Annotated in this window: 16 protein-coding genes and 1 tRNA gene; 12 read left to right on the top strand and 5 right to left on the bottom strand. The window is 42.7% G+C overall.

Annotated elements, in window-relative coordinates; all coding sequences use genetic code 11:
* The first annotated feature begins 242 nt into the window (after positions 1-242).
* From GJB62_RS29375 to GJB62_RS29340, 8 genes are all read left to right on the top strand, one after another.
* Positions 243-737 carry a DUF2231 domain-containing protein gene (locus GJB62_RS29375; RefSeq protein WP_114080703.1) on the top strand — a complete coding sequence of 165 codons (495 nt, stop codon included), beginning with the start codon at positions 243-245 and terminating at the stop codon, positions 735-737.
* The gene (locus GJB62_RS29370; protein ID WP_114080704.1) at positions 734-1,315 is read left to right on the top strand and encodes a DUF2231 domain-containing protein; all 582 of its coding nucleotides are present in this window, start codon (positions 734-736) and stop codon (positions 1,313-1,315) included. The genes GJB62_RS29375 and GJB62_RS29370 overlap by 4 nt, the downstream gene beginning before the upstream one ends.
* Positions 1,316-1,483: 168 nt before the next feature.
* Complete coding sequence (locus GJB62_RS29365; protein ID WP_114080705.1) at positions 1,484-2,419, top strand: cytochrome c oxidase subunit II; 936 nt, start codon at positions 1,484-1,486, stop codon at positions 2,417-2,419.
* A complete protein-coding gene (locus GJB62_RS29360; protein WP_114080706.1) occupies positions 2,409-4,091 on the top strand; it encodes a cbb3-type cytochrome c oxidase subunit I in 1,683 nt (560 codons plus the stop codon). The genes GJB62_RS29365 and GJB62_RS29360 overlap by 11 nt, the downstream gene beginning before the upstream one ends.
* A gap of 92 nt (positions 4,092-4,183) precedes the next feature.
* On the top strand, positions 4,184-4,849 hold the full coding sequence (locus GJB62_RS29355; protein WP_114080707.1) for a heme-copper oxidase subunit III: 666 nt from the start codon (positions 4,184-4,186) through the stop codon (positions 4,847-4,849).
* A 37-nt stretch (positions 4,850-4,886) separates the two neighbouring features.
* A complete protein-coding gene (locus tag GJB62_RS29350; RefSeq protein ID WP_114080708.1) occupies positions 4,887-5,132 on the top strand; it encodes a hypothetical protein in 246 nt (81 codons plus the stop codon).
* A gap of 44 nt (positions 5,133-5,176) precedes the next feature.
* Complete coding sequence (locus tag GJB62_RS29345) at positions 5,177-6,544, top strand: NAD(P)/FAD-dependent oxidoreductase (RefSeq protein ID WP_114080709.1); 1,368 nt, start codon at positions 5,177-5,179, stop codon at positions 6,542-6,544.
* 151 nt (positions 6,545-6,695) lie between these two features.
* Positions 6,696-7,646, top strand: a complete 951-nt coding sequence (locus GJB62_RS29340) for an amino acid ABC transporter substrate-binding protein (RefSeq protein WP_245246045.1) — start codon at positions 6,696-6,698, stop codon at positions 7,644-7,646.
* 338 nt (positions 7,647-7,984) lie between these two features.
* Here GJB62_RS29340 and GJB62_RS29335 read toward each other — a convergent pair whose 3' ends face one another.
* Together GJB62_RS29335 and GJB62_RS29330 are read right to left on the bottom strand one after the other, a co-directional pair.
* A complete protein-coding gene (locus tag GJB62_RS29335) occupies positions 7,985-14,392 on the bottom strand; it encodes an AAA family ATPase (RefSeq protein ID WP_114080710.1) in 6,408 nt (2,135 codons plus the stop codon).
* 172 nt (positions 14,393-14,564) lie between these two features.
* Positions 14,565-15,299: an MBL fold metallo-hydrolase gene (locus GJB62_RS29330; protein ID WP_114080711.1), complete on the bottom strand. Its 735-nt coding sequence runs from the start codon at positions 15,297-15,299 to the stop codon at positions 14,565-14,567.
* Between the two features lie 172 nt (positions 15,300-15,471).
* Here GJB62_RS29330 and GJB62_RS29325 point away from each other — a divergent pair, with 172 nt between their 5' ends.
* On the top strand, positions 15,472-16,995 hold the full coding sequence (locus tag GJB62_RS29325) for a site-2 protease family protein (protein ID WP_114080712.1): 1,524 nt from the start codon (positions 15,472-15,474) through the stop codon (positions 16,993-16,995).
* A 305-nt stretch (positions 16,996-17,300) separates the two neighbouring features.
* On the opposite strand, the gene GJB62_RS29320 is transcribed toward GJB62_RS29325, so the two are convergent.
* From GJB62_RS29320 to GJB62_RS29310, 3 genes are all read right to left on the bottom strand, one after another.
* Complete coding sequence (locus GJB62_RS29320) at positions 17,301-17,867, bottom strand: phycobiliprotein lyase (RefSeq protein ID WP_114080713.1); 567 nt, start codon at positions 17,865-17,867, stop codon at positions 17,301-17,303.
* Positions 17,868-17,942: 75 nt separating this feature from the next.
* Complete coding sequence (locus GJB62_RS29315; RefSeq protein ID WP_114080714.1) at positions 17,943-18,623, bottom strand: HEAT repeat domain-containing protein; 681 nt, start codon at positions 18,621-18,623, stop codon at positions 17,943-17,945.
* Between the two features lie 483 nt (positions 18,624-19,106).
* Positions 19,107-19,191 (bottom strand) — tRNA-Ser (locus GJB62_RS29310).
* 107 nt (positions 19,192-19,298) lie between these two features.
* Between GJB62_RS29310 and GJB62_RS29305 the strand changes: the two genes are divergently transcribed.
* The 3 genes from GJB62_RS29305 (at position 19,299) to GJB62_RS29295 (ending at position 21,260) form a co-directional block, all read left to right on the top strand.
* Positions 19,299-19,667, top strand: a complete 369-nt coding sequence (locus tag GJB62_RS29305) for a 2Fe-2S iron-sulfur cluster-binding protein (protein WP_114080715.1) — start codon at positions 19,299-19,301, stop codon at positions 19,665-19,667.
* Entirely contained in the window at positions 19,657-20,325 is a 669-nt protein-coding gene (locus GJB62_RS29300; RefSeq protein ID WP_114080716.1) for a thermonuclease family protein, read from the top strand. The genes GJB62_RS29305 and GJB62_RS29300 overlap by 11 nt, the downstream gene beginning before the upstream one ends.
* A 122-nt stretch (positions 20,326-20,447) precedes the next feature.
* Positions 20,448-21,260, top strand: a complete 813-nt coding sequence (locus GJB62_RS29295; RefSeq protein WP_114080717.1) for an inositol monophosphatase family protein — start codon at positions 20,448-20,450, stop codon at positions 21,258-21,260.
* Positions 21,261-21,305 lie beyond the last annotated feature (45 nt).

The following is a 21,305-nucleotide window of genomic DNA, read 5'->3' as shown; positions in this document are numbered from 1 at the left end:
ACAAACGAAAACTCTAGATATTTAGATTAGTTTTTATGCTTGAATAAATAATTGCTAAAAAATAGTAGATGTGAGTAAATTCTGATTTTAGAATTTACTTTAAAGGTATAAGTGCATCACAATTTTTAAATCTTTTTTAATTACTTTAGCTGCGGCTTTAGCACTAGCATTCTTGACAATATGAATGATGCATTAGGTGGATAGCATCTATCTACATGTTTAGACTTATAAGGTAAAAAGCGATGCCTGCTCTGTCTCTGAATAGCCAAAATCTACCATACCCTGACCCTTTGCACCCCATCATTGTCCACTTCGTAATCGCAATGGTGCTTTTTTCTTTCGTGTGCGATGTTCTAGGCTATTTCACCCGTAACGTGCGTTTATTTGAGGTGAGTTTTTGGAATATGTTTGTTGCTGCGATCGCAATTTTCATCGCGATTATCTTTGGCCAGTTTGAAGCAGGACTAGCCCAAGCTGAAAAAGCAGCCCAGTCAACACTGAATTATCATACCGTCTTGGGTTGGTCACTGGGGGCGATGGTTGCCGCGATCGCAGCTTGGCGTTTTGTGATCCGCAACCGCAGCCCCCGAAAAGTACCACCAGCTTACCTTGGGGCTGCAACATTTTTAGTGTGCCTAGTATTTTTGCAAGTGTATTTGGGGAGTAAACTGTTTTGGGTGTATGGGTTGCACGTCGAACCTGTAGTTCAAGCCATGAAACAGGGAGTTTCACCATGAACCCGCAACTGATTGAGCAGTTGAGATTGCGGTTGGGCGCTAACGGATTACCTTATGAGATTCCTATACATCCGCAGTTGGTGCATCTAACCCTCGGTTTATTTATCATTGCCATCATTTTTGACATAGCTGGAGTGCTGTTTTCTTTAGAAAAACCTATTTTCAAATTTTTGGGATTGGCCGCCATCCGTTCTAGCTTTTTTGATGTCGGCTGGTACAACCTCATAGCAGCAGCAGGTATCACATTTTTCACGGTTGCGGCTGGTTTTTTTGAGCTACTTTTGGCAAATCCACCAGTCGATCAAAAGAGTGCTTGGGGGCTAAATGCTGGTTGGACAATGCTTTTACATGGCTTGGGTGGCGTTTTGCTGTTGGGGATTATTGTCGCCATGACTGTATGGAGAGGTTTACAACGCTATCGCTGGCGGAAGGATGCTTCCAGACAAGTGCAGTGGAGTTACTTGTTAGCAGGGATTGCAATATTAGGCATATTATTCGTTCACGGAACATTGGGGGCGCAATTGGGAGAAGAATTTGGGATTCATGTTACTGCTGCTAAGTTAGGTAGGCATAATTAAACATCAAATAAAATCCTAGTTCGTAGTGAGCGATTCATCGCTCAAAACAAGGATTATCATCAGGACTAAAGTCCCGACTACAAACTTTAATTTATTTGCGCCTAGTTACTTAATACCATTGCCAAAAATGTTTACAACAAATAATTAAACGAGAATTTATTGAATTTTATGTTTAGTGTTTTTGAATATATATTGATAGCGGTTTATGTAGCAGTTCTACTCGTCGTCAGTCGGTGGATTGGGCAACAGGCGTTTTCTTGGATGCCTCCCCAAGCTACAGCAGAAGCACAAAGGGTAGATGATTTATTTAGCTTCTTAGTTTCAATTGGAGCATTTATCTTACTTGGGCTAGTTGGCGTTATGCTGTATGCGATCGCATTCCATCGCGCTCCTCCAGAAGACTACACCGAGGGACACCCCTCTAGAGGTGATACGAGGCTAGAAATATTATGGACAGCAACCCCAACTTTGTTAGTAGTGTGGATTGCTTTCCAAAGTTTCAATATTTATCAGCAGTTAAATATTTTGGGTCTAAAGCAAATCGTTCATTTGCACACACCCCTAGAATCTGCCTCCGCCGCAACCATTAGCGTAGGCGCAGCCCGCCGTAGGCATCGCCCCAAACCTGCATCTGAAACTATTGATGTTTTCGTTAAGCAGTGGGATTGGTCTTTTCGTTATCCAAATAATGTTACTAGCAATCAACTGCATCTACCGATCAATCGCAGCACTCGCTTAAATCTGCAAGCGCAGGATGTAATTCACGGTTTCTATGTCCCTGAGTTTCGCTTAAAGCAGGATATTATTCCAGGACGCGACATTGATCTTGTGCTAACACCCATTCGTGCAGGCAAATATCGGTTGAAAGACTCTCAATTTAGCGGTACTTACTTTGCCTTAATGGAAACGGATGTATACGTTGAATCCCTCAATCAATATAATCAGTGGCTCACGCAAACTGCTAGTAGCGAACAAACTCCTGTAAATCAGGCAGTTGCCGAAAATATCCAACCACCAAAAACATTGTTTAATAGCGGCTGGTATACCGTCACACCTGCTCAACCTGGCATTGCCAATAAAAGGAAGCAAAATAATGACACATGATTTTAGTGAAGAGATTACCGGGGATCGAGAATCGAAAAATTACCAGAACCAGCAGGGTAATACTTGGCGGCAATATTTCAGCTTCAACACCGATCATAAGGTGATTGGAATTCAGTACATGGTGATGACCTTCATTTTCTTCCTGATTGGCGGGCTGTTGGCGATGCTCATTCGGGCTGAATTGCTCACCCCAGAATCAAATTTGGTCGATCGCCCGCTTTATAACGGTTTGTTCACCATGCACGGGACAATCATGATTTTCCTGTGGATTATTCCCTTCAATGCAGGGCTTTCTAACTACTTAGTGCCGCTAATGATTGGAGCGCGGGATATGGCTTTTCCCTTGCTCAACGCCATCTCTTTTTGGATGTTGCCACCCGCAGGTCTTTTACTACTATCTAGCTTCTTTCTCCCAAACGGCACTGCACAATCTGGCTGGTGGTCTTATCCGCCAATTAGTCTGCAAATTCCAGGTGGTGAACTGATTAACGGTGAATTTATTTGGATAGTCAGCCTAGTTTTAATCGGCATTTCTTCCATCATGGGCGCTGTCAACTTCATGACAACCATCTTTTGGATGCGGGCCCCAGGGATGACATTTTTTCGGATGCCTGTGTTTGTTTGGTCGGTTCTCAGTGCCCAGTTATTGCAACTGATTAATTTACCTGCATTGACAGGTGCATTGATCTTGCTGTTGCTTGACCTCTCCTTCGGTACACAATTTTTTAAACCGGATGGGAATGGCGATCCGATCATTTATCAACATTTATTCTGGTTTTACTCTCACCCAGCAGTTTATATCATGGCACTACCAGCCTTCGGTATTTTTGCTGAGGTTCTGCCTGCATTTTCTCGCAATCCCCTATTTGGTTATCGGTCAGTTGCGATCGCCACCTTGGGTATTGCTGCGATCAGCATTTTCGTTTGGGCACATCACATGTTCACCAGTGCTACCCCTGGTTGGATGCGGATGACCTTCATGGCTACCTCAATGTTAGTTGCCATACCCACGGGTATTAAAGCCTTCGCTTGGACTGCCACCATCTGGAGAAGCAAGCTACATCTAGAGACACCAATGCTGTTTGCGATGGGAGGTGCAGCCATGTTTATTTTTGGCGGTGTTACTGGTGTAATGCTTGCTGCCACGCCCTTTGATATCCACGTTAATAATACTTACTTTGTTGTGGGACACTTCCACTACATCGTTTTTAACACGATTACAATGGCAATCTTCGCGGCAATTTACTACTGGTTTCCCAAAATAACTGGAAGAATGTATGCTGAGGGTTGGGGCAAATTGCATTTTTGGCTAACCTTTATACCTGCCAATATCACCTTCTTCTCCATGCACCCATTAGGTTTACAAGGGATGCTACGCCGAGTTTCTTCCTACGATCCACAGTATCAAGGATGGAACGTCATCGCTAGTTTGGCTTCATTCTTACTAGGAGCATCCACCCTGCCTTTTATTGCTAACATAGTAGGCTCTTGGCTTTACGGGCCGCGTGCAGTTGACAATCCTTGGCACGCTAGTGGATTGGAATGGACAACCTCTTCACCACCTCCGCGAGATAACTTTGAAGAGATTCCAATTGTTACAAGACCTCCTTATGACTACGGCAATCCAAAGTATTCAGTAATCGAAAATTCTAATAATGGTGAGTCTCTCTAGGGACTAGAGACTGGAGACTGAGAAATAGTTATCAATTCTTCAATCTCTAATCCCAATTCCCAATGCCCAATGCCCAATTCCCCAATTGAATTATGCAACGTCGCACTATTCATATAGATGAAAGTCCTATCCGTTTTGATTTATGGCGGCGACGCTTGCCAAATTGGTTACAGCGCTTTCTACCAAGTGGTGGCGGTAGCCATGAAGATCATCATGGAAAAGGAATGTTCGGATTTACCGTGTTCCTGCTATCAGAAAGCATCATCTTTTTGAGTTTTATCTTTACTTATGTTGCTCTACGACTGACTACTAAAAATTGGCTGTCACCCGGTATTTCGGGGCCAGAATTGTCTACAATTGTGGTTATTAATACGGTAATATTACTTTCTAGTAGCTTTGTCATTCAACCAGCAGAAAATGCCCTCAAGCGTAATCAACTCACTAAATTTCGTTGGCTATGGTTAATAACGATCGCAATGGGAAGTTACTTCTTAGTTGGTCTGTTAATTGAGTGGAAAAGTCTCGATTTCAAGATTACTACAGGGTTAGTTGGTTCGACATTTTACTTACTAACAGGCTTCCACGGTCTACACGTCCTGGCTGGTGTTGTGCTTCAGATAATTATGCTGATTCGTTCATTCATCCCAGGCAACTATAATAAAACTCACTTCGGGACAAGTGCGACTACTCTTTTTTGGCACTTTGTTGATGTAGTTTGGGTCTTTCTTTTCTCGCTTCTCTACCTTTGGCGAGCATAAAAAAATTCAAAATCCCAGTATTTTCAGGAGTAATGTGATGAATCTATTCTTGCAAGAAATACCAGCCTCAGAACGTACCCTAAAAACAATTCAAGAAACTCCAGCACCAGTCCAAGATCCATTAATTGCACGCGGATTACAAAAAGAGCAATACGCTGGCATTATTGGGCTAGCGATCGCTCTGATTGCTGCTGTCGGATTTTTTAGTCAGAGAGTTGAATATGCTATTGCATTTGCTGTGTTCCTCAGCGCTATTTTGATAGCTTTGTTTTTATTCATCTAGCAAAGCTTTCATTATCTGATTTAACAACATTTGTGAGGGATTTTATGAACAGCCCAGTTTATCAAACTGTGATTGTCGGCGGTGGTTTTGCGGGGCTATTTACAGCCTTACATTTAGCTCACGAACATTATCCTCGTTCTGTTATCTTGATTGATAGAGACGAGCGCTTTTGCTTTAAGCCGCTACTATATGAATATTTCGATGGCGAGATGGATACCTTTCAGGTAGTCCCACGTTTTTCGGAACTACTTAAAGGTAGTGGAGTCATCTTTGTGCAAGATACAGTGCAATCGATAGACTTGCATCAACGGGAAGTTAAATTAACTTCGGGAAACTCTTACAATTACAGCAATTTAGTATTAGCTTTGGGCAGCGTTACTGGCTATCATCAAGTTGAAGGTGCGAATGTTAATGCCTTTCCTTTCTGGACGCAAGCAGATGCGATCACTCTTGAGCGACATTTACGTGACTGTTTGCACAAAGCCGTCCAAACTGAAGATTTAGAACAACGCCGAAAACTATTAACAGTAGTCATCGTTGGTGGTGGTGCAAGTGGTGTGGAAATGGCAGCAACTCTAGCTGATTTTCTCCCACATTGGTATAGCGCTTTGGGAGGAAATTCAAGTGAAATTCGTGTAGTACTACTCAATCATGGTAAAGAAATCCTTGATGGCGATATAAATAACCCATTGCGTGAAATTGCCGAACGGGAATTGAATAAACGTGCTGTGCCAATAGAGATGATTGTGGAAGCAGAAGCTACTGCTATTGGTTCCACCTCAATTCAATATAAGCGTAACGATCAAATTGAGACATTAGCTACACATACTACAGTTTGGACTGCTGGCACTTCTACCCATCCACTGATTAAAGATTTGCCAATTCCTAAAGAACATCGAGATCGTCGCGATCGCCCTTTAGTTACTCCCACCTTGCAATTACTCGATTTCCCAGAAGTGTTTGTCGGTGGTGATTGTGCAGCAGTTCAGGATAATTCGCTACCGCCTACGGCTCAAGTGGCTTATCAGCAAGGAGCCAATATTGCCCACAATTTGAAAGCGATCGCTCTAGGAGAAGAACTCAAACCTGTTAAGGTTAACATCCGGGGAACCCTTTTGAAATTGGGGATAAATGATGCTGCTGCTAACCTTTTCAATGTTTTTGAAGTTGCAGGCGAATCTGGGCATTTAATCCGTCAAGGCACTTATTTAACGCTATTGCCAACACCAATTCACGACTTTAAAGCAACAACGGAATGGGTGGATGAAGAGATTTTCCATCACCACCTTGACCCTCATGATGTCGGTAAAAAAGTGGTGCAAGCAGCGGAAATAGTTGGTGCAGGAGTTGTAGGTATTCTAGCTGCGAGAAAATTACTGAAAATGTTGGGAGATGAGGATAAAAAAGAGTAGGTAGGGAATCTCCTTTAATACAAGGTAAATTGCCAGTACAAAGGTTTTCTTTAAGTCTCTAATGTGAAGAATCATTTCTAGAACTGCTTACTTGGCAATTCACAGAGATAATTTTTTTACTTTGATACTGTGGATGCCCAAATATTTGAATATGTTTGTTAGTACTAAAATAAATCTCTCGTGTTTACCTGCTTTTACTAAGTCGAAGATATATAGTGCGATATTCGGTTTGATATTATCAGCATCCTTACCTGGTGTTGCAGGGGCAGAAACTGTGATGCAAAAAGTGGCGCGGACAGGAGTATTAACAGCAGGTACAAGTAGAGATGCTTTACCCTTTGCATATTCTGACAGTCAAGGAAAATTGATTGGTTATTCTGTGGATATGCTGACTTTGATCCAGAAGCAGTTAGAAAAAGAATTAGGCAAGAAAATTCAACTTAAATTAGTTGGAGTTACCCCATCAGAAAGAATTCCCAAGATAATTAATCGACAAGTTGATATTGTCTGTGATGCTAGTAGTTTTACTTGGGAACGAGATAAAAAGGTTGATTTTTCAATCAGCTATGGTGTCACAGGTACTCAAATCTTAATTAAGAAGGACAGCAATTTAGGTTCGCCTGAATCTCTCATTAACAAGCGTGTGGGTGTGCTGGCTGGAACTACCAACGAACAAGCCATCAAGCAAATACAACCCCAAGCTAAACTTGTATATTTTAAGGCTAGAGCAGAAGGATTTGCGGCTTTGGAACAGGGTAAAATTGACGCTTTTGCATCCGATAGCATTCTTTTAGAGGGATGGTTACAAACAGCAAAAAATCAAGATAGTTTTGCGATCGCACCTCCTCGTCCCTATTCACGAGAAGGAATTGCTTGTATGGTTCCTGAGAATAACTCTAAATTCCTCGATTCAGTTAACTATTCCCTCGTCAAGTTTATGCAAGGATTTGTCAACGATAACCCCAAATATGTTGCGATTTTTGATCGTTGGTTTGGTTCTCAAGGTGTTGTATTTCTAAATCGAGACTTACGTGATTTAGCTGTGGAAACCATGCAATTGATGATAGAGTTTCACGAAGATATTCCTCAGAAAGATTTGTAGGTTGTAGTTAAGCTAACGCGCCTACATACAGCAGTTTTCTTTTGCATGAGGCACAAAGCCACTGGTTTTGAGGCATGAGGCAGAAGGCAGGAGGGAGAAGAATAATTTGATTTGTGAATCCTTGGTTCCTTACCTCATTTAGTTGCAAAGTGATGTATTGCAATATTTTCCGTGTAGACCGTCATTTGTCATTTGTCATTTGTGTTTACCAAGGACAAAGGACAATTGACAAAGGATAACCTCACCAGTTGATGTGCAATCTTATTTGCGTAACAACTTAGTATTGATGGTGAAGAAATTTGAGAGGATATTAGACCTCTGGCAAAACTCTTTTATTGTTATGAATCCAATGTCACCGTTTTAACTGGTAAGGTAATGACAAACTCTGTCCCTTGCCCCAGTACAGAAGTGCAGGTCAGATTACCACCGTGAGTTTCTTCGACAATTTGCCGAGCGATCGCCAACCCTAACCCAGTCCCTTTACCAACAATTTTTGTAGTAAATAAATGGTCAAATATTTTTTCTTTAACTTGTTCACTCATTCCCTTACCATTATCAGCGATGGCAATTTTAACTAGATGATTCTCGACTGAGGTTGTAATTATAATTTGGTTAGGAGTTTCTTGAATCTCTGCTAAACTCCGCCCAATAGTTGACTCATCCAAGGCATCAATCGCATTTGCCAAAATATTCATAAACACCTGATTTAGCTGCCCTGGAAAACATTCAATTTGAGGTAAATTACCGTAGTTTGTGACAACTTCAATAGCAGGGCGTAGTTCATTAGCCTTTAGACGATGTTTTAAAATTAAAATTGTGCTATCAATGCCTTGGTGGATATTGAAAAGCACTTTGTAGTCTTGATCCGCACGAGAGAAAGTTCTTAAACTGGTGCTGATTTTTTTTAATCTGTCACAGGCCATAGACATTGAATCAATCATCTTGGGCAAGTCTTCTAAGGTATAATCTAATTCAATTTCGACCGCATGATCTTTGATTTGATCGTTCTTGTTGAGTGAAGTTTCTTGATAGAGTTTCAAGTGTTCGATAATATCAGCAATAGTAGGTTTAGCTTGTTTGAGACTGGCAGCAATAAAACCGAGGGGATTATTCATTTCGTGAGCGACACCAGCAACTAAGTTACCCAGTGCAGACATCTTTTCACTTTGGACTATTTGTAATTGGGCGTTTTGTAGCTCGTTTAGCGCTTGTTGCAAATCAAGTGATTTTTGCTGTAGAGTAAGTTCTGCTTGTTTGCGATCGCTAATATCTCGCATCACAATTACTGCACCAAGTTTGTTGCCTAAAGAATCGACGATCACTTGTCCGCTTGCTAACAAAATTCTCTTAGAGCCATGTTTCGGCGCAATTACCATTTCTGCATTTTCAACTATTTCCCCTTGCAAGGCGCGAAACAAAGGAATTTCTGTTGTTGATAGGGGTGTTTGACCATCAGCTTGATAGAGATCGAAATGTTGTGCCCATTGCTCTGGTGGTAATGATTCTATTGGTAAGCCATGAAACTCACGGGTTGCGTTATTGAATAAGACCAAATTTCCATTAGGGTCACAAACAACAATCCCATCTGTAATATTTTGAATAATGGCATTCAAGAACTCTTGTTCTTTGGCTAGAGATGCTTCGGCCTCTTTGCGTAAGCGAAGCTCGTCGTAGACATCGCTAATATCAATTACCACCCCATCCCATAAGATTGCACCATCGGCTTGTCGCTCTGGCCGAGCCACAGATTGAATCCATTTCACGGCTCCTGAAGGTAGGATAATGCGCCATTCTTGATCAAATGGTGTCAGAGTTTGGGCAGAGTAAGCGATCGCTTTTGCAATAGCTGGTTGATCGTCAGGATGATTCATATCGTAAAGGCTGTGTATCCCTGCCATCACTAACTCTGGCTCTAATCCATACAAGTCAAAACAGCCAGAGCTAACGTAAGGTGTTGAAGTTGAACCGTCGGCTGCCAAACGGAATTGGTACACCATCCCAGGAATATTATTCGCCAAATTTTGGAAGCGGATTTCACTAGCCTGTAATTTTGCTAGAGATTGCCTCAACTGTTGAGCATAGTTTTGGGAATTTCGATAAAGTCGGGCATTCACTAGAGAAATTGCCGCTTGAGCGCAAAGCAAGTTTAGCAGTTCGACGCGATCGCTTGTAAAGGCTCCGGCTGCTAGGTTATTTTCCAGATACAATATGCCCAGCAACTTCCCCTGATGTAATATTGGGCTGCACAAGATGCTTTTGGGCTGCTGTTGCTGAATATAAGGATCGTTGATGAATTGAGGATGCACTGTGGCATCAATAATTACTGTTGGTTTTAAGCTGCGTTTGACGGTATTAATTAAGCCAACTGGTACATCCTGAGAGTCTTCAATGGGTTGTGGATTCAGCAATCTTGGGTAAAAATCAACATGAGTAATTCCCTTCTTGTTCTCTACAGATACGATACTAAGAGAAAGCTGTGCTAACGCCTGAATTAGCAAACGCCCTGATTCTAAAAGCATGAATACACACTTATCTGCTCCAGCATTTTCAATGACGATATGCAGCAATACTGAAAGCAGTTTTTCCAGTTCGATTTCGCCAGATAGGGTTTGGGAAGCTTTGAGAATGGTAGCTAAATCTAGAGCAACAGAAATGCTGCTACTACTGGAATTGGCAGAACTGGTGGAGGTAACACTCCCCAAGGCAAAGATAGTTTCGTTAGTTGAGAGAGGAGAAGGACTTTGCTGAAGAATGGGGGCGAGTAATTGGGGATAACGTTTTTCTAGATCGACGACTTTGGCTTTCGCACCCCAACGAGCATAACCATAGTAGGCTTGAGTTATGTATGACTGAGCAATCTGCTCTTTGCCCCAGTCGAGGTAAAATTTGGCGGCTAATTCATTGGCTAGTGCTTCTTCTTGAATATAGCCTTGTTCTTTGGCTCCAATGATGGCGCGATCGTAATATTCAATTGCTTCTGCCCGATTGCCCAAGACTCGATACCGCTCGGCTTCCACCAAATCAAATTTGTGGCGAAAATTCATTGGCGCATGGGTAGCCCAGTAGTTAAGTTTTTCTTGATTAGCAGTAATGTATTCTTTCATTTGCTGCTGTTCTAAGGCTGAGAGTTGCTCAAACCATGCTAGTTGGGCTAAAGAATCATAGAAATGAAAGATGGGTACATATAAAAAAGCAATGATCGCATCTAAATATTGTCTCGCTTGCCTAGCCTGTTCTACGGCTTGTTCAAACTCGGAAAACAGATACGATACAACCAGTTTGTTAATCCACAGCAATGCTAATCCGGTGCGATCGCCTGCTGCTTCATGTAATGGAAGTTGATGCTGTTCATTGTAGGCTGTACCGCTCAACACCACAACGTCATCCGCATCTCCCATTAAATTCAGCAAAATTTGTCGAATCAATTGGGAATAGTTCAGAGCTAGATTTTGCTTGAGATGCTTGAGCGCTTCACAATAACCAGCAACTTCCGGCTCTAGCTGTGTTAAATTCTGTCCTGCAAAATAGGAGTAAAAACTGTAGTTATACGCAGAGTAACCCGCGAAAGCCAAATCGCCTACATCTAAACAACTACAATAGGCAGTTTGCAAGGGTTGTAATAACTCCCGCAGGTGCATTTTCCAATGCCTTGTGTACACACAGACTAATAATAAAGTTTTCCCTTTCAATTCGGAATTTTGATAACGCGATCGCAGGTCGAGGGCTAACTGACCGAATTCATAACCTAATTCGACGTTTTTGAATACACCACACATCAATATTCCATAAGAGACATAGCTAAAGGTCGAGGTTGATTCATTACCATAGACGACAGATAAATAAACCTTTTTTAAAATCACCAGTAAATACAACTGTGGCTGGGACAGATAAGCGCAGGGTGCTACTGATGTCAAAATTCGAGCTGCTGCCAGGATGTTTGCATCCCTTGCATCGCTGAGGTTGAGCAACTCGGCAGGGAATCGCTCTCCAATTACATCTAAGACGGTACGCAAGGCCACTGCCACATCTTCCTGGGTAGGCTCTGTGGGTAGTTCCACTCCCAATTGCTTCAAAATGGTAAGTGCTGCTGCGATCGCTTCGGCAAAATGACCCTGAGCAGTGAATACCTCAATTTTTACCTCATAGACGCTGATTTTATCTAATGGAGTTTTGGCGTGATTTAGGACAAGATGAGCATTGGCTGCCATCTCCTCTAAATCACCGCTCAGATAGGCAGCTTCTGTGGCAACTTGATGGAGTGCTAGGGTTAACTCATACTGATGCTGCCAACTGTTTTGGGCGAGTAACCCAATGCCCACCTGGGCATATTTGCAGGCAGCAGTGTAGGCGATCGCTGCCTTGGCCTTGCGGCTTGCAATCAGGTTAAATTGCGCTAATGCTTGACGTTCTGCGGGTTGGGCAATCAATTCAGCCGCAACGTTAAGTTGACCGACAATTTCAAAAATTCGTTCTTCCCAGTTGCTTTCGGGGGTATTACTCAGGAGTAACTGGCCAATTTTTAGATGAGTTGCCTGTTTTTGCTCCTCTGGGATGAGAGAATATGCCGCTTGTTGGACGCGATCGTGCAAAAATGTGTAAACACAGGAACCAGAATCCAGAATCCCCAAGTCAGAAGAATCTGTTATTGCTTCTGACTCTTGATAAAACTTATAGACATCACAATGTGGTAAAACTAACCCTTCTTGCAACGCTTTCCACAAAACTTCTGCCGTTTGGGTTGGAGACTGTTCAAAAACGATCGCCAATGTCGCCAAATCAAATTGATTACCGATACAGGCTGCCAATTTCAGAACTTCCTGAGTTTCGAGTGGCAACTTTTGTAGTTGAATTGCCATAAACTCAACGACATCATCCGTTAAAGAAAGCGATGTCTGAAGACAAGCTGCCGTGTGTCTGGGTACTTGCGCCAAATCACACTGCCACAAACCTGTATCCCAATCAAAGGTAATTCGTCCATCTTCATGTAATGCCTTGAGAAACTGGGTTGTAAAAAACGGATTACCTTTGGCTTTTTGATAAACTAGCTCGGTTAACGGCAGGGCAACTTCTGTTGAATAACTCAATGTATCGGCAATCAAACGATTCACATCTGTTTGACTCAAAGGAGCTAATGTAATGGTGCTGACGGTGACTCCCTTCTCAATCTCTTCCAGGGCTACCATTAACGGATGAGCCGCAAACACTTCATTATCACGGTATGCGCCAATAATTAACAGATAACCCTTTAAGGTTTCACCCATTAACAGCCTCATCAAATTGAGAGATGCCAAATCTGCCCAATGCAAATCGTCGAGGAACACTACTAACGGATGCTCTCTTGTAGCAAATACCTGAATAAATTTCACAAACAGCAGATTGAAGCGGTTCTGTGCAGCACTACCCGATAATTCTGGTACTGGCGGTTGCGTGCCAATAATCCCTTCTAATTCTGGAATCACTTCAATGATCACCTGTCCACTCTCAGAGATTGCGGACAGAATTTTGTTTCGCCACTGTTCCAACTGGGTGTCGCTTTCGGTGAGCAACTGTCCCATCAAATCCCGGAAAGCTTGTACAAAAGCAGACAGGGGAATATTGCGGTTGAACTGGTCATACTTCCCTTTGATGAAGTAGCCGTTCCAGCGAACGATCACCTTATGCACTTCATTCACCACGGCAGTTTTACCGATACCAGAGAAGCCAGCCACCAGCATCAGTTCCACTGCACCATTGGCAACCCGCCCAAATACCTCCAGTAAGCTTTCTATTTCCTGCTCCCGTCCGTAGAGTTTTTCAGGGATGAGAAAGCGATCGCTGATATCGTGCTGTCCTAAATCAAACCAAGTGTGTTTACCCGTTTTTTGCCATTGTTCTAAGCAAAATACTAAGTCATATTTGAGTCCCGTAGCACTCTGGTAGCGGTCTTCGGCATTCTTTGCCATCAGCTTGCAAATGATCTCTCCCAACATCAAGGGGATTTCCGGGTTGAGATTACAGATAGAGTCAGGCTGTTTGGCGATATGACAATGTAACAACTCCATCGGATCGTGAGATGTAAAAGGCAGTTGTCCACTCAGTAGTTCAAAGAAAGTTACACCCAATGAATAAAAGTCGCTGCGGTAGTCAATGCCTCGGTTCATCCGTCCAGTTTGCTCTGGCGACAAATACGCTAGGGTTCCCTCCAGTCCGTTGGGACTTTGGATTTCTTGAGTTTCTCGTGGTAGCAGCGAGGCAATACTGAAGTCAATTAGCTTAATTGTTCTGGTGTCAGGATGAATCAGGATATTAGCTGGCTTGACATCTTTGTGAATGACGCGCTGTTGATGCAACTGGTGTAAAGTCTCTATCAGTTGCAAGGCAATGGGTAGGAATTCCTCTAAGCTCAGTGGTTGTCTTTGGGTAAATTGTCGCAAGGAGATACCACCAAAGTCTTCCATAACTAGGGCATAGCCATTGTGATGGGGTTCTAGGCTGTAAGGTTTAATGATGCTGGGAATATTTAGGTTTTTAGCGATCGCATATTGGTTGCGAAACTGGACTAATTCACTAAAACTTGGATATTCTCGTTTTAAGAGCTTGATGACGACTGGTTGGCGTTGGCGAAGCCCACCGTTCGCGTAGCGTCTCGTAGAGAAGGTATCGCATTCTCGTATTGCCCGATACACTTGAGTCCGAGAACCAGAATAAAGTTGCTCTATAATTTGGTAGCCAGCGATCCTTACAGTTCCATCAACTTTTGCACTCATAAATTTTTACCAGAATTCCTTGTCTAACGCTAGAATTCCCCAGACAGCATCTTCCTTAAATTATATTTTACATCAGTATCAAAAAGAACCATACTTTATTGGGTATTGGGTATTGGGTATTGGGTATTGGGCATTAGGATAAGTTTTTTATACTCATGAAGAAGTCTTTATTTTAAATAAGGGGCTGCATCCGCAGCAAAGCTGGTAAATCCAGAGAGGTGAGGTGTTGATAAGCTCGATCTATAAAACGCTTGCCCCTAAGAAAACCTGTATTAGCTCCGGGACAAATGTACCTGAGAGTTTCTGGTGTAAAATGTTCTAATAATAACTGAACACTGTTGATTTGTCGTGGCCAGTGAAAGGTTTTAGTTATCCGTAATGGTACTGCATCGCCCTTCTGATTAGGAACCAAATGGCGACCAGAAAACAATATACCTCCAAGCTTACTGTAGTATAGGCACGATGATCCGGGAGAATGACCTGGTGTCCAAATAATTTTGACTGCCGCATCAAGAGTAAATTCTTGACTAAAGGTAGTTACGGGTAAGCCTGGTAATAAATAAGCTTCTTGTTCTTGCATCAAAACTTCGCAACCCAAGGCTTTCTGAATTTCAGCAGTTTTGCCTATAGCACCTCGATGGGTGATAAATAACCAACGCACCCCTCCATGCGCGGCTAAAAAGTCTTGATTTGTTTGGTCTAGGGCAGGGCAATCTATGAGGATATTGCCTTCATTTCTTACAATAAAATAAGAGGTTCCCCCTAATGTGTCCCGATTGGGTGGGAAAGCAAAAATGCTATCTTGTGCGAAGTCCGATTGCAAGGAACTTCCGCTAGGAATTTCTTGAGGAAAGACAGCCCGTGGTGGCTTAGTTGTATGACTTGGCTGTTGAGGTAAAGGGCACATAATCAAAGAACCGGAACTGAGGAGTTGTGGACAATCTGGTTACAGTGTAGAAATTCTGAAGAATTGAACTGTAACCATCTGAAAAAATTGGGATTTGAAGTCTGCCTCGTAGTTAATGCTATGGTGCTGAAGCTACTAGGTAGGGCGTTTTGTCAAAATTACTGAAGATAACATGGCATTTTGGTTTCTGTTTATCCTCCTACTGGGGCTAGCTACTTATCTAATGGTGCAGCACAGTGTCGCTCACATCACTCGAACGCCAGTATGGTTGTTGTGGCTGGTTTTAATGACACCAGCATTGTTGTTAAGTGGATGGACACTGATATATGGGGCGAAACAACCTCCACCACCAGGGCTGATTGTTTCGTCGTTATTTATCTGCACAGTGTTGTACTGGATATTGTTTCTAGGGGGGCGGCGAGTGCCAAGAGATACACAAACCGAAGTTCCAGCCCAAGCCTCAGAATCACAGCCAATTATCCAGCCTACCCCAGAACCACTAGTGCGTCCCATTGAGCCAACAGAAGAAACTCAACTGCGAAATTGTTTTCCTTGGTCTGTATATTACGTTCAAAATATTGAGTATCGACCACAAGCCGTAATTTGCCGGGGTCAGTTACGAACTAAAGCCAGCAACGCTTACCAGCAGATTAAGACTAATATTGAAGCACAATTTGGCGATCGCTTCGTGTTGATCTTTCAAGAAGGTTTAAATGACAAACCTTTCTTTGTGCTGGTTCCTAATATTCAGGCTGCTAAAGAGAGAAATACACCCCGACGCGACCAAGAACGCTTAACTCGGCCAGGATTAGCACTTCTACTACTAGTAGCGACTTTGATAACTACTACCTTGGTGGGAGTGGAAATTGCTGGTACTTCTCTTCCGCCTCTATGGGAAATTGGCTCTTTGTTCAAAGTTCTATCTAACCCAGATGTCCTATTTAAAGGATTACCTTATGCTTTAGGGTTAATGACTATTTTGGGTATTCACGAACTTGGGCATTATTTAACGGCTAAATTCTACAAAATTCGCTCGACATTGCCTTACTTTATTCCAATGCCCTTCTTTTTGGGAACTTTTGGTGCATTTATTCAGATGCGTAGTCCCATTCCCAACCGTAAAGCATTATTTGATATTAGTATCGCTGGGCCGCTTGCAGGCTTTGTTGTTACCTTGCCATTATTAATATGGGGCTTGGCTCATTCTGACGTGGTTCCCCTGATTGAAGAAAAAAGCCGATTTTTGAATCCTGATGCCCTTAATCCCAAATATTCCATCTTACTAGCGTTATTATCGAAGCTAGCCTTGGGAAGTCAGTTAACAGCAAAATCAGCCCTTGATTTGCATCCAGTTGCAGTAGCTGGTTTTATCGGACTAATTGTGACGGCGTTAAATTTAATGCCTGTGGGACAACTTGATGGAGGTCACATTGTCCATGCAATGTTTGGACAACGAGTTGCGATTATGATTGGTCAAGTGGCTCGCCTTCTCTTGCTATTACTTTCGTTAATTCGGGAAGAATTTTTGATGTGGGCAATTATCTTATTATTTATGCCGTTGATTGATGAGCCTGCACTGAATGATGTCACTGAATTGGATAACAAACGTGATATTTGGGGATTACTGGCAATGGCTTTGTTGATTGTAATTATTTTGCCATTACCGCAAGCGATCGCTAACTTTTTGCAAATTTAAAAAGTATCAACGCAGCCATAAAAATCTAGATATATTTTTCCCAACTATGGAATTAGCCATAGCTTGGTATTTTTTATTGAAACAGAATTCAGAATAAATTATAGATATCTAGAAACTAATTATGCTTTATCCATAACCATTGTAGAGACGTAGCACTGCTACGTCTCTACATTTTTTTGCAGAGGTTTAATGCCAGAAGCAATTACTAGCCAGAACACAGTTTAAATAAACCCTGATTTCTAGGTAGGGGCAATTAATGAATTGCCCCTGAGCGCGTATAGTTTTGCGTAAGTCCTAAATTACAACTAACTCGATACTGAATTAGCCGCCTCGGAAGCCTTTGCAGCAGGTGGAAAACCACCCATGCGAATCTCAGAAGTGAAAGAAGTAATACTAAATCCACCAAAACTCTTGAGGACATTTACCCGCATTCGCAAATTGGGGCTAGCAAACCACAGGCGCTCCTCTGACCAGATGTTTTCATCTTCTATAGTTAGGATTAAAGCACCGTCACTGTCAAATTTGTAGTGTCCAGCAACTGGAGTTTTCTCAGCATCAACTATTTCCCGCAGTAACTTGCCTTCAGACGGATTATCTGCATCGGGTACTGAAACTAACACAGTTGAACCACTATGTTTTGTTTGCTCCTTTTCCATTGTGCCATTCCAGTTAATTTTGATAGCACAAGAGGCGGAACTAGGATTAATTTCGTACTGTTGACACAGTTTTGTCGCTTCTGGATGATCTACTGCCAGCGTCTCAATGATAATGTCTGACTTGCTATGTTCAGATTCATTCAAAGCCAAATGTTGACTAGTCCGATGAGAAAACCATTTACCAGCACTTAACTGAAAAAACTCTTCAATATTCATGAATGAAATTACCCTGCATCAAAATGCTAAAATTCCCACTTAATTATTAAAAGGTAGCAGGAGGATCTAATATTATTAAGCTTGATTGCCTATTTCCTCAAGCTTCTTGAGGCCAATTCTGGCTGCCTCAGCAACGTTGAAATGATTGTCTTTTTCTAAGTATTTTAAAGCTGAGACACTCTTGGGAGTGGGAAGATTACCCAAAGCTTCTGCCAAACGTTGTCTGACTAACCAATCATCTGATTGGGCAAAGCGTAGAATCTGATCGACAGACTCAATATCTTTAATTTCTCCGAGCGCAGAAATTGCAGCTTGTTGCAACACTACTTCTTTGCTATCCAATGCCTGAAGAAGAAGTTGACGGGCACGTGGGTCTTTAATGTTACCAAGAGAAACGGCTGCACTAAAGCGTACTAGCCAATCAGTATCTTCATAAAACGCCCGTGAAAGCACTTCAAAAGCTCTGGCATCGCCCAAATATCCTAAAGCACCAGCAGCATCAGCGCGGATGCCATAATCGGGGTCATTTTCGAGAATTCTGACCAAAATTGAATAACATTCTGGCGTTGGCTTGATTCCAAGGGCAAATATTGCCATCGATCGCAGTTGCAAAGATTCGTCGTCTAGTACCTTTTTAATTAAAGGGACTGCCTCTTCAGGAGAAACATGACGCAGATTAGCAAGAGCTACCATGCGATCGCGTAAGTTCGGACTTTCTAACTGAGTAGAAATTTCTTGTAAGCTGAGAGCTGTCATGTAGTTCAAAGCATTTTCTTTACTTATCTTAATTTACTCGATCCTTTCATCAGGCTGTCGCCATCGTGAAGTAGGAGTTTGGCGACTTTACAAAATGGCTCAATTATGAATGAAAAATAAATAAATGTTACCAGAGGAGGCAGAGGGCAGGAGGCAGGAGGAAGAAAATATAATTTTTACAAGAGGGTGCAGGGGGCAGAGGGCAGCAAAAAAATTGTAGGTTGGGAGCCACTTGTTTCTCGCTTGGAACTAGCTGCGAACAAGTCGTAAAAACCGCAAGGGCGCAGTGGCTTTCGAACCTACGCCAGTTTCAGTTTTTAACCTTAACTGAATCACATTGGTTTTTAAGACACCTTTCCTGCGGAAGGCTAACCTACTTTCAAAACAATTTTAAGAATATCTTTGGCAAGATCCCGCGATTTATTTGACCCGACCATTTGTAGAAGTCTGGTTGAAACTATATATTTAGACTAGGTTTCAGAACGGAGAGGGGGGGATTCGAACCCCCGTTAAGTTTCCCTAAACAGACTTTCCAGGTCTGCGCCTTAAACCACTCGGCCACCTCTCCAGGTGCCACAAGTTACGATCATACTATAGAATCCCAGAAAATGCAAAGATAAAGAAAGATATTCTTAGATTGAATCTGAAAGTCCTAATTCTACAACGCAAATCCAGATGTCTCGTACATACACAATTAAAGTTCGCGATCGCTCCACTGGCAAAACATACACCCTACAAGTGCCAGAAGACCGCTATATCCTGCACACTGGCGAAAAACAAGGTGTGGAACTACCGTTTTCCTGTCGCAACGGGGCTTGCACCGCTTGTGCTGTAAGGGTATTGTCGGGAGAAATTTATCAACCAGAGGCGATCGGATTGTCGCCAGATTTACGTCAGCAAGGTTATGCCCTTTTGTGTGTGAGTTATCCCCGTTCTGACTTGGAAGTAGAGACACAAGACGAAGATGAAGTCTACGAACTCCAGTTTGGACGCTATTTTGCTAGGGGGAAAGTTAAAGCGGGTTTACCGTTAGATGAGGAATAAACAATTGAAGAAGGCAGGAGGCAGGAGGCAGGGGGCAGGGAGCAGGGAGCAGGGAGGAGGGGGCAAGAGGTTCTACTCGCTAGGCGCAGCAGCGACCATAGGAGAATTTGTGAAGGTTGGGAGTATTGGTAACTGGGTACGAAAAATAACTATTTTGGTTTGTTTATTGCTCTTGGTGAGTTGCCAAAGTAAAAACCAGTTACCAAATAATCAGGCTCAGGTGAAAGTAGCGCGGGTAGTTAGTGGGCAAAGTTTGGAAGTGTTAGGAATGGCTGAACAACCGAATTTGATTTCCCAAGTGCGGTTAGTTGGCGTTGATGCACCAGATTTGCGACAGAGACCTTGGGGAGAAGCAGCAAAAGAACAGTTAGAGAATCTTATTGGTGGTGCAGAAGAATTGGTCGAACTGGAGTTTGATTTAGAAGCAAAAGATAAAATCGGGCGAACTCTAGCTTATGTATGGAAAAATAAGGTGTTATTGAATGAAGAATTAGTTAAACAAGGCAATGCAATGTTTGTTGGGCGATCGCCTAACCACAAATATGACCAGCGTTTAGAACGTGCCCAACAATGGGCTAGACTCATGGGCCAAGGAATCTGGAACCCAGAAAAACCCATGCGCCTCACTCCCGCCGAGTTTCGCCGCCAAAATCTTTAATGAGTGCTGAGTGCTGAGTGCTGTTAGCGGTAGCGGGGCGTTTAGCCCGTGCTGAGGGTGAGAGTAGGGAAGTAAGTAAGTGAAGAAGTAATCAATGACAAATGACAAATGACCAATAACAAATGACAAATATACAAATTTTTCTAGATATTGCTACAGAAGCGGCCTTAGCTGCTGGTGCTATTTTGCAAGGTTACTTGGGTAAGTTAGAAGACGCAATTATTGAAAAAGGTCGCCCTGGTGATTTAGTTACGGCTGCTGATAAAGCTTCAGAAGAGTTGATTTTAGAAATTTTGCGTCGCCATTTTCCCCTGCACTCTATCCTCGCTGAAGAATCAGGCAAATTAGGTAATCAAGAAAATGAGTACCTCTGGGCAATAGATCCTCTAGATGGCACAACCAACTACGCCCATCAATACCCGTTTTTTGCAGTTTCTATTGGGCTGTTAATTAATGGCGTTCCAGAAGTGGGTGTAATTTATGACCCATTCCATAATGAGCTATTCAGTGCGGCTACTGGCTTGGGAGCAACGCGAAACCGTCGTCCTATCAATGTTTCGGCAACATCTGAACTGAGTAAAAGCCTACTAGTAACTGGATTTGCCTACGATCGCCGTGAAACCTCTGATAACAACTACGCAGAATTTAGTCACCTTACCCACCTTACGCAAGGGGTTAGACGTAGCGGTTCAGCATCGCTAGATTTGGCTTATGTTGCCTGTGGGCGTGTCGATGGTTACTGGGAACGAGGGCTTTCTCCTTGGGATATTGCCGCCGGGATAATTTTGTTGCAAGAAGCCGGGGGTAAAGTCACCTCATACAATGGCACTCCTGTCAAAATTGAGTCAGGTAGAATTCTGGCCACAAATGGTTATATTCACGACTCCCTAAGTAACGAACTGTTACAGGTTCCGCCACTATCAGCCTGGGTATAGCACGTGGAGATGGGGGCTTTCCCTTCGACTTTGGGTAAACTAAAA

It is taken from the genome of Nostoc sp. ATCC 53789, from assembly GCF_009873495.1.
In the GTDB taxonomy this organism is placed as follows: domain Bacteria; phylum Cyanobacteriota; class Cyanobacteriia; order Cyanobacteriales; family Nostocaceae; genus Nostoc; species Nostoc muscorum_A.
Note: the sequence above shows the minus strand (reverse complement) of the source record. Positions and strands in the feature narration are given on the sequence as shown.

Excerpts from the sequence above, each read along its gene's own strand:
- GJB62_RS29375 (WP_114080703.1), top strand. The coding sequence starts at position 243 with ATGCCTGCTCTGTCTCTGAATAGCCAAAATCTACCATACCCTGACCCT.
- GJB62_RS29370 (WP_114080704.1), top strand. The coding sequence starts at position 734 with ATGAACCCGCAACTGATTGAGCAGTTGAGATTGCGGTTGGGCGCTAAC.
- GJB62_RS29365 (WP_114080705.1), top strand. The coding sequence starts at position 1,484 with ATGTTTAGTGTTTTTGAATATATATTGATAGCGGTTTATGTAGCAGTT.
- GJB62_RS29360 (WP_114080706.1), top strand. The coding sequence starts at position 2,409 with ATGACACATGATTTTAGTGAAGAGATTACCGGGGATCGAGAATCGAAA.
- GJB62_RS29355 (WP_114080707.1), top strand. The coding sequence starts at position 4,184 with ATGCAACGTCGCACTATTCATATAGATGAAAGTCCTATCCGTTTTGAT.
- GJB62_RS29350 (WP_114080708.1), top strand. The coding sequence starts at position 4,887 with ATGAATCTATTCTTGCAAGAAATACCAGCCTCAGAACGTACCCTAAAA.
- GJB62_RS29345 (WP_114080709.1), top strand. The coding sequence starts at position 5,177 with ATGAACAGCCCAGTTTATCAAACTGTGATTGTCGGCGGTGGTTTTGCG.
- GJB62_RS29340 (WP_245246045.1), top strand. The coding sequence starts at position 6,696 with ATGTTTGTTAGTACTAAAATAAATCTCTCGTGTTTACCTGCTTTTACT.
- GJB62_RS29335 (WP_114080710.1), bottom strand. The coding sequence starts at position 14,392 with ATGAGTGCAAAAGTTGATGGAACTGTAAGGATCGCTGGCTACCAAATT.
- GJB62_RS29330 (WP_114080711.1), bottom strand. The coding sequence starts at position 15,299 with ATGTGCCCTTTACCTCAACAGCCAAGTCATACAACTAAGCCACCACGG.
- GJB62_RS29325 (WP_114080712.1), top strand. The coding sequence starts at position 15,472 with ATGGCATTTTGGTTTCTGTTTATCCTCCTACTGGGGCTAGCTACTTAT.
- GJB62_RS29320 (WP_114080713.1), bottom strand. The coding sequence starts at position 17,867 with ATGAATATTGAAGAGTTTTTTCAGTTAAGTGCTGGTAAATGGTTTTCT.
- GJB62_RS29315 (WP_114080714.1), bottom strand. The coding sequence starts at position 18,623 with ATGACAGCTCTCAGCTTACAAGAAATTTCTACTCAGTTAGAAAGTCCG.
- GJB62_RS29305 (WP_114080715.1), top strand. The coding sequence starts at position 19,299 with ATGTCTCGTACATACACAATTAAAGTTCGCGATCGCTCCACTGGCAAA.
- GJB62_RS29300 (WP_114080716.1), top strand. The coding sequence starts at position 19,657 with ATGAGGAATAAACAATTGAAGAAGGCAGGAGGCAGGAGGCAGGGGGCA.
- GJB62_RS29295 (WP_114080717.1), top strand. The coding sequence starts at position 20,448 with ATGACAAATATACAAATTTTTCTAGATATTGCTACAGAAGCGGCCTTA.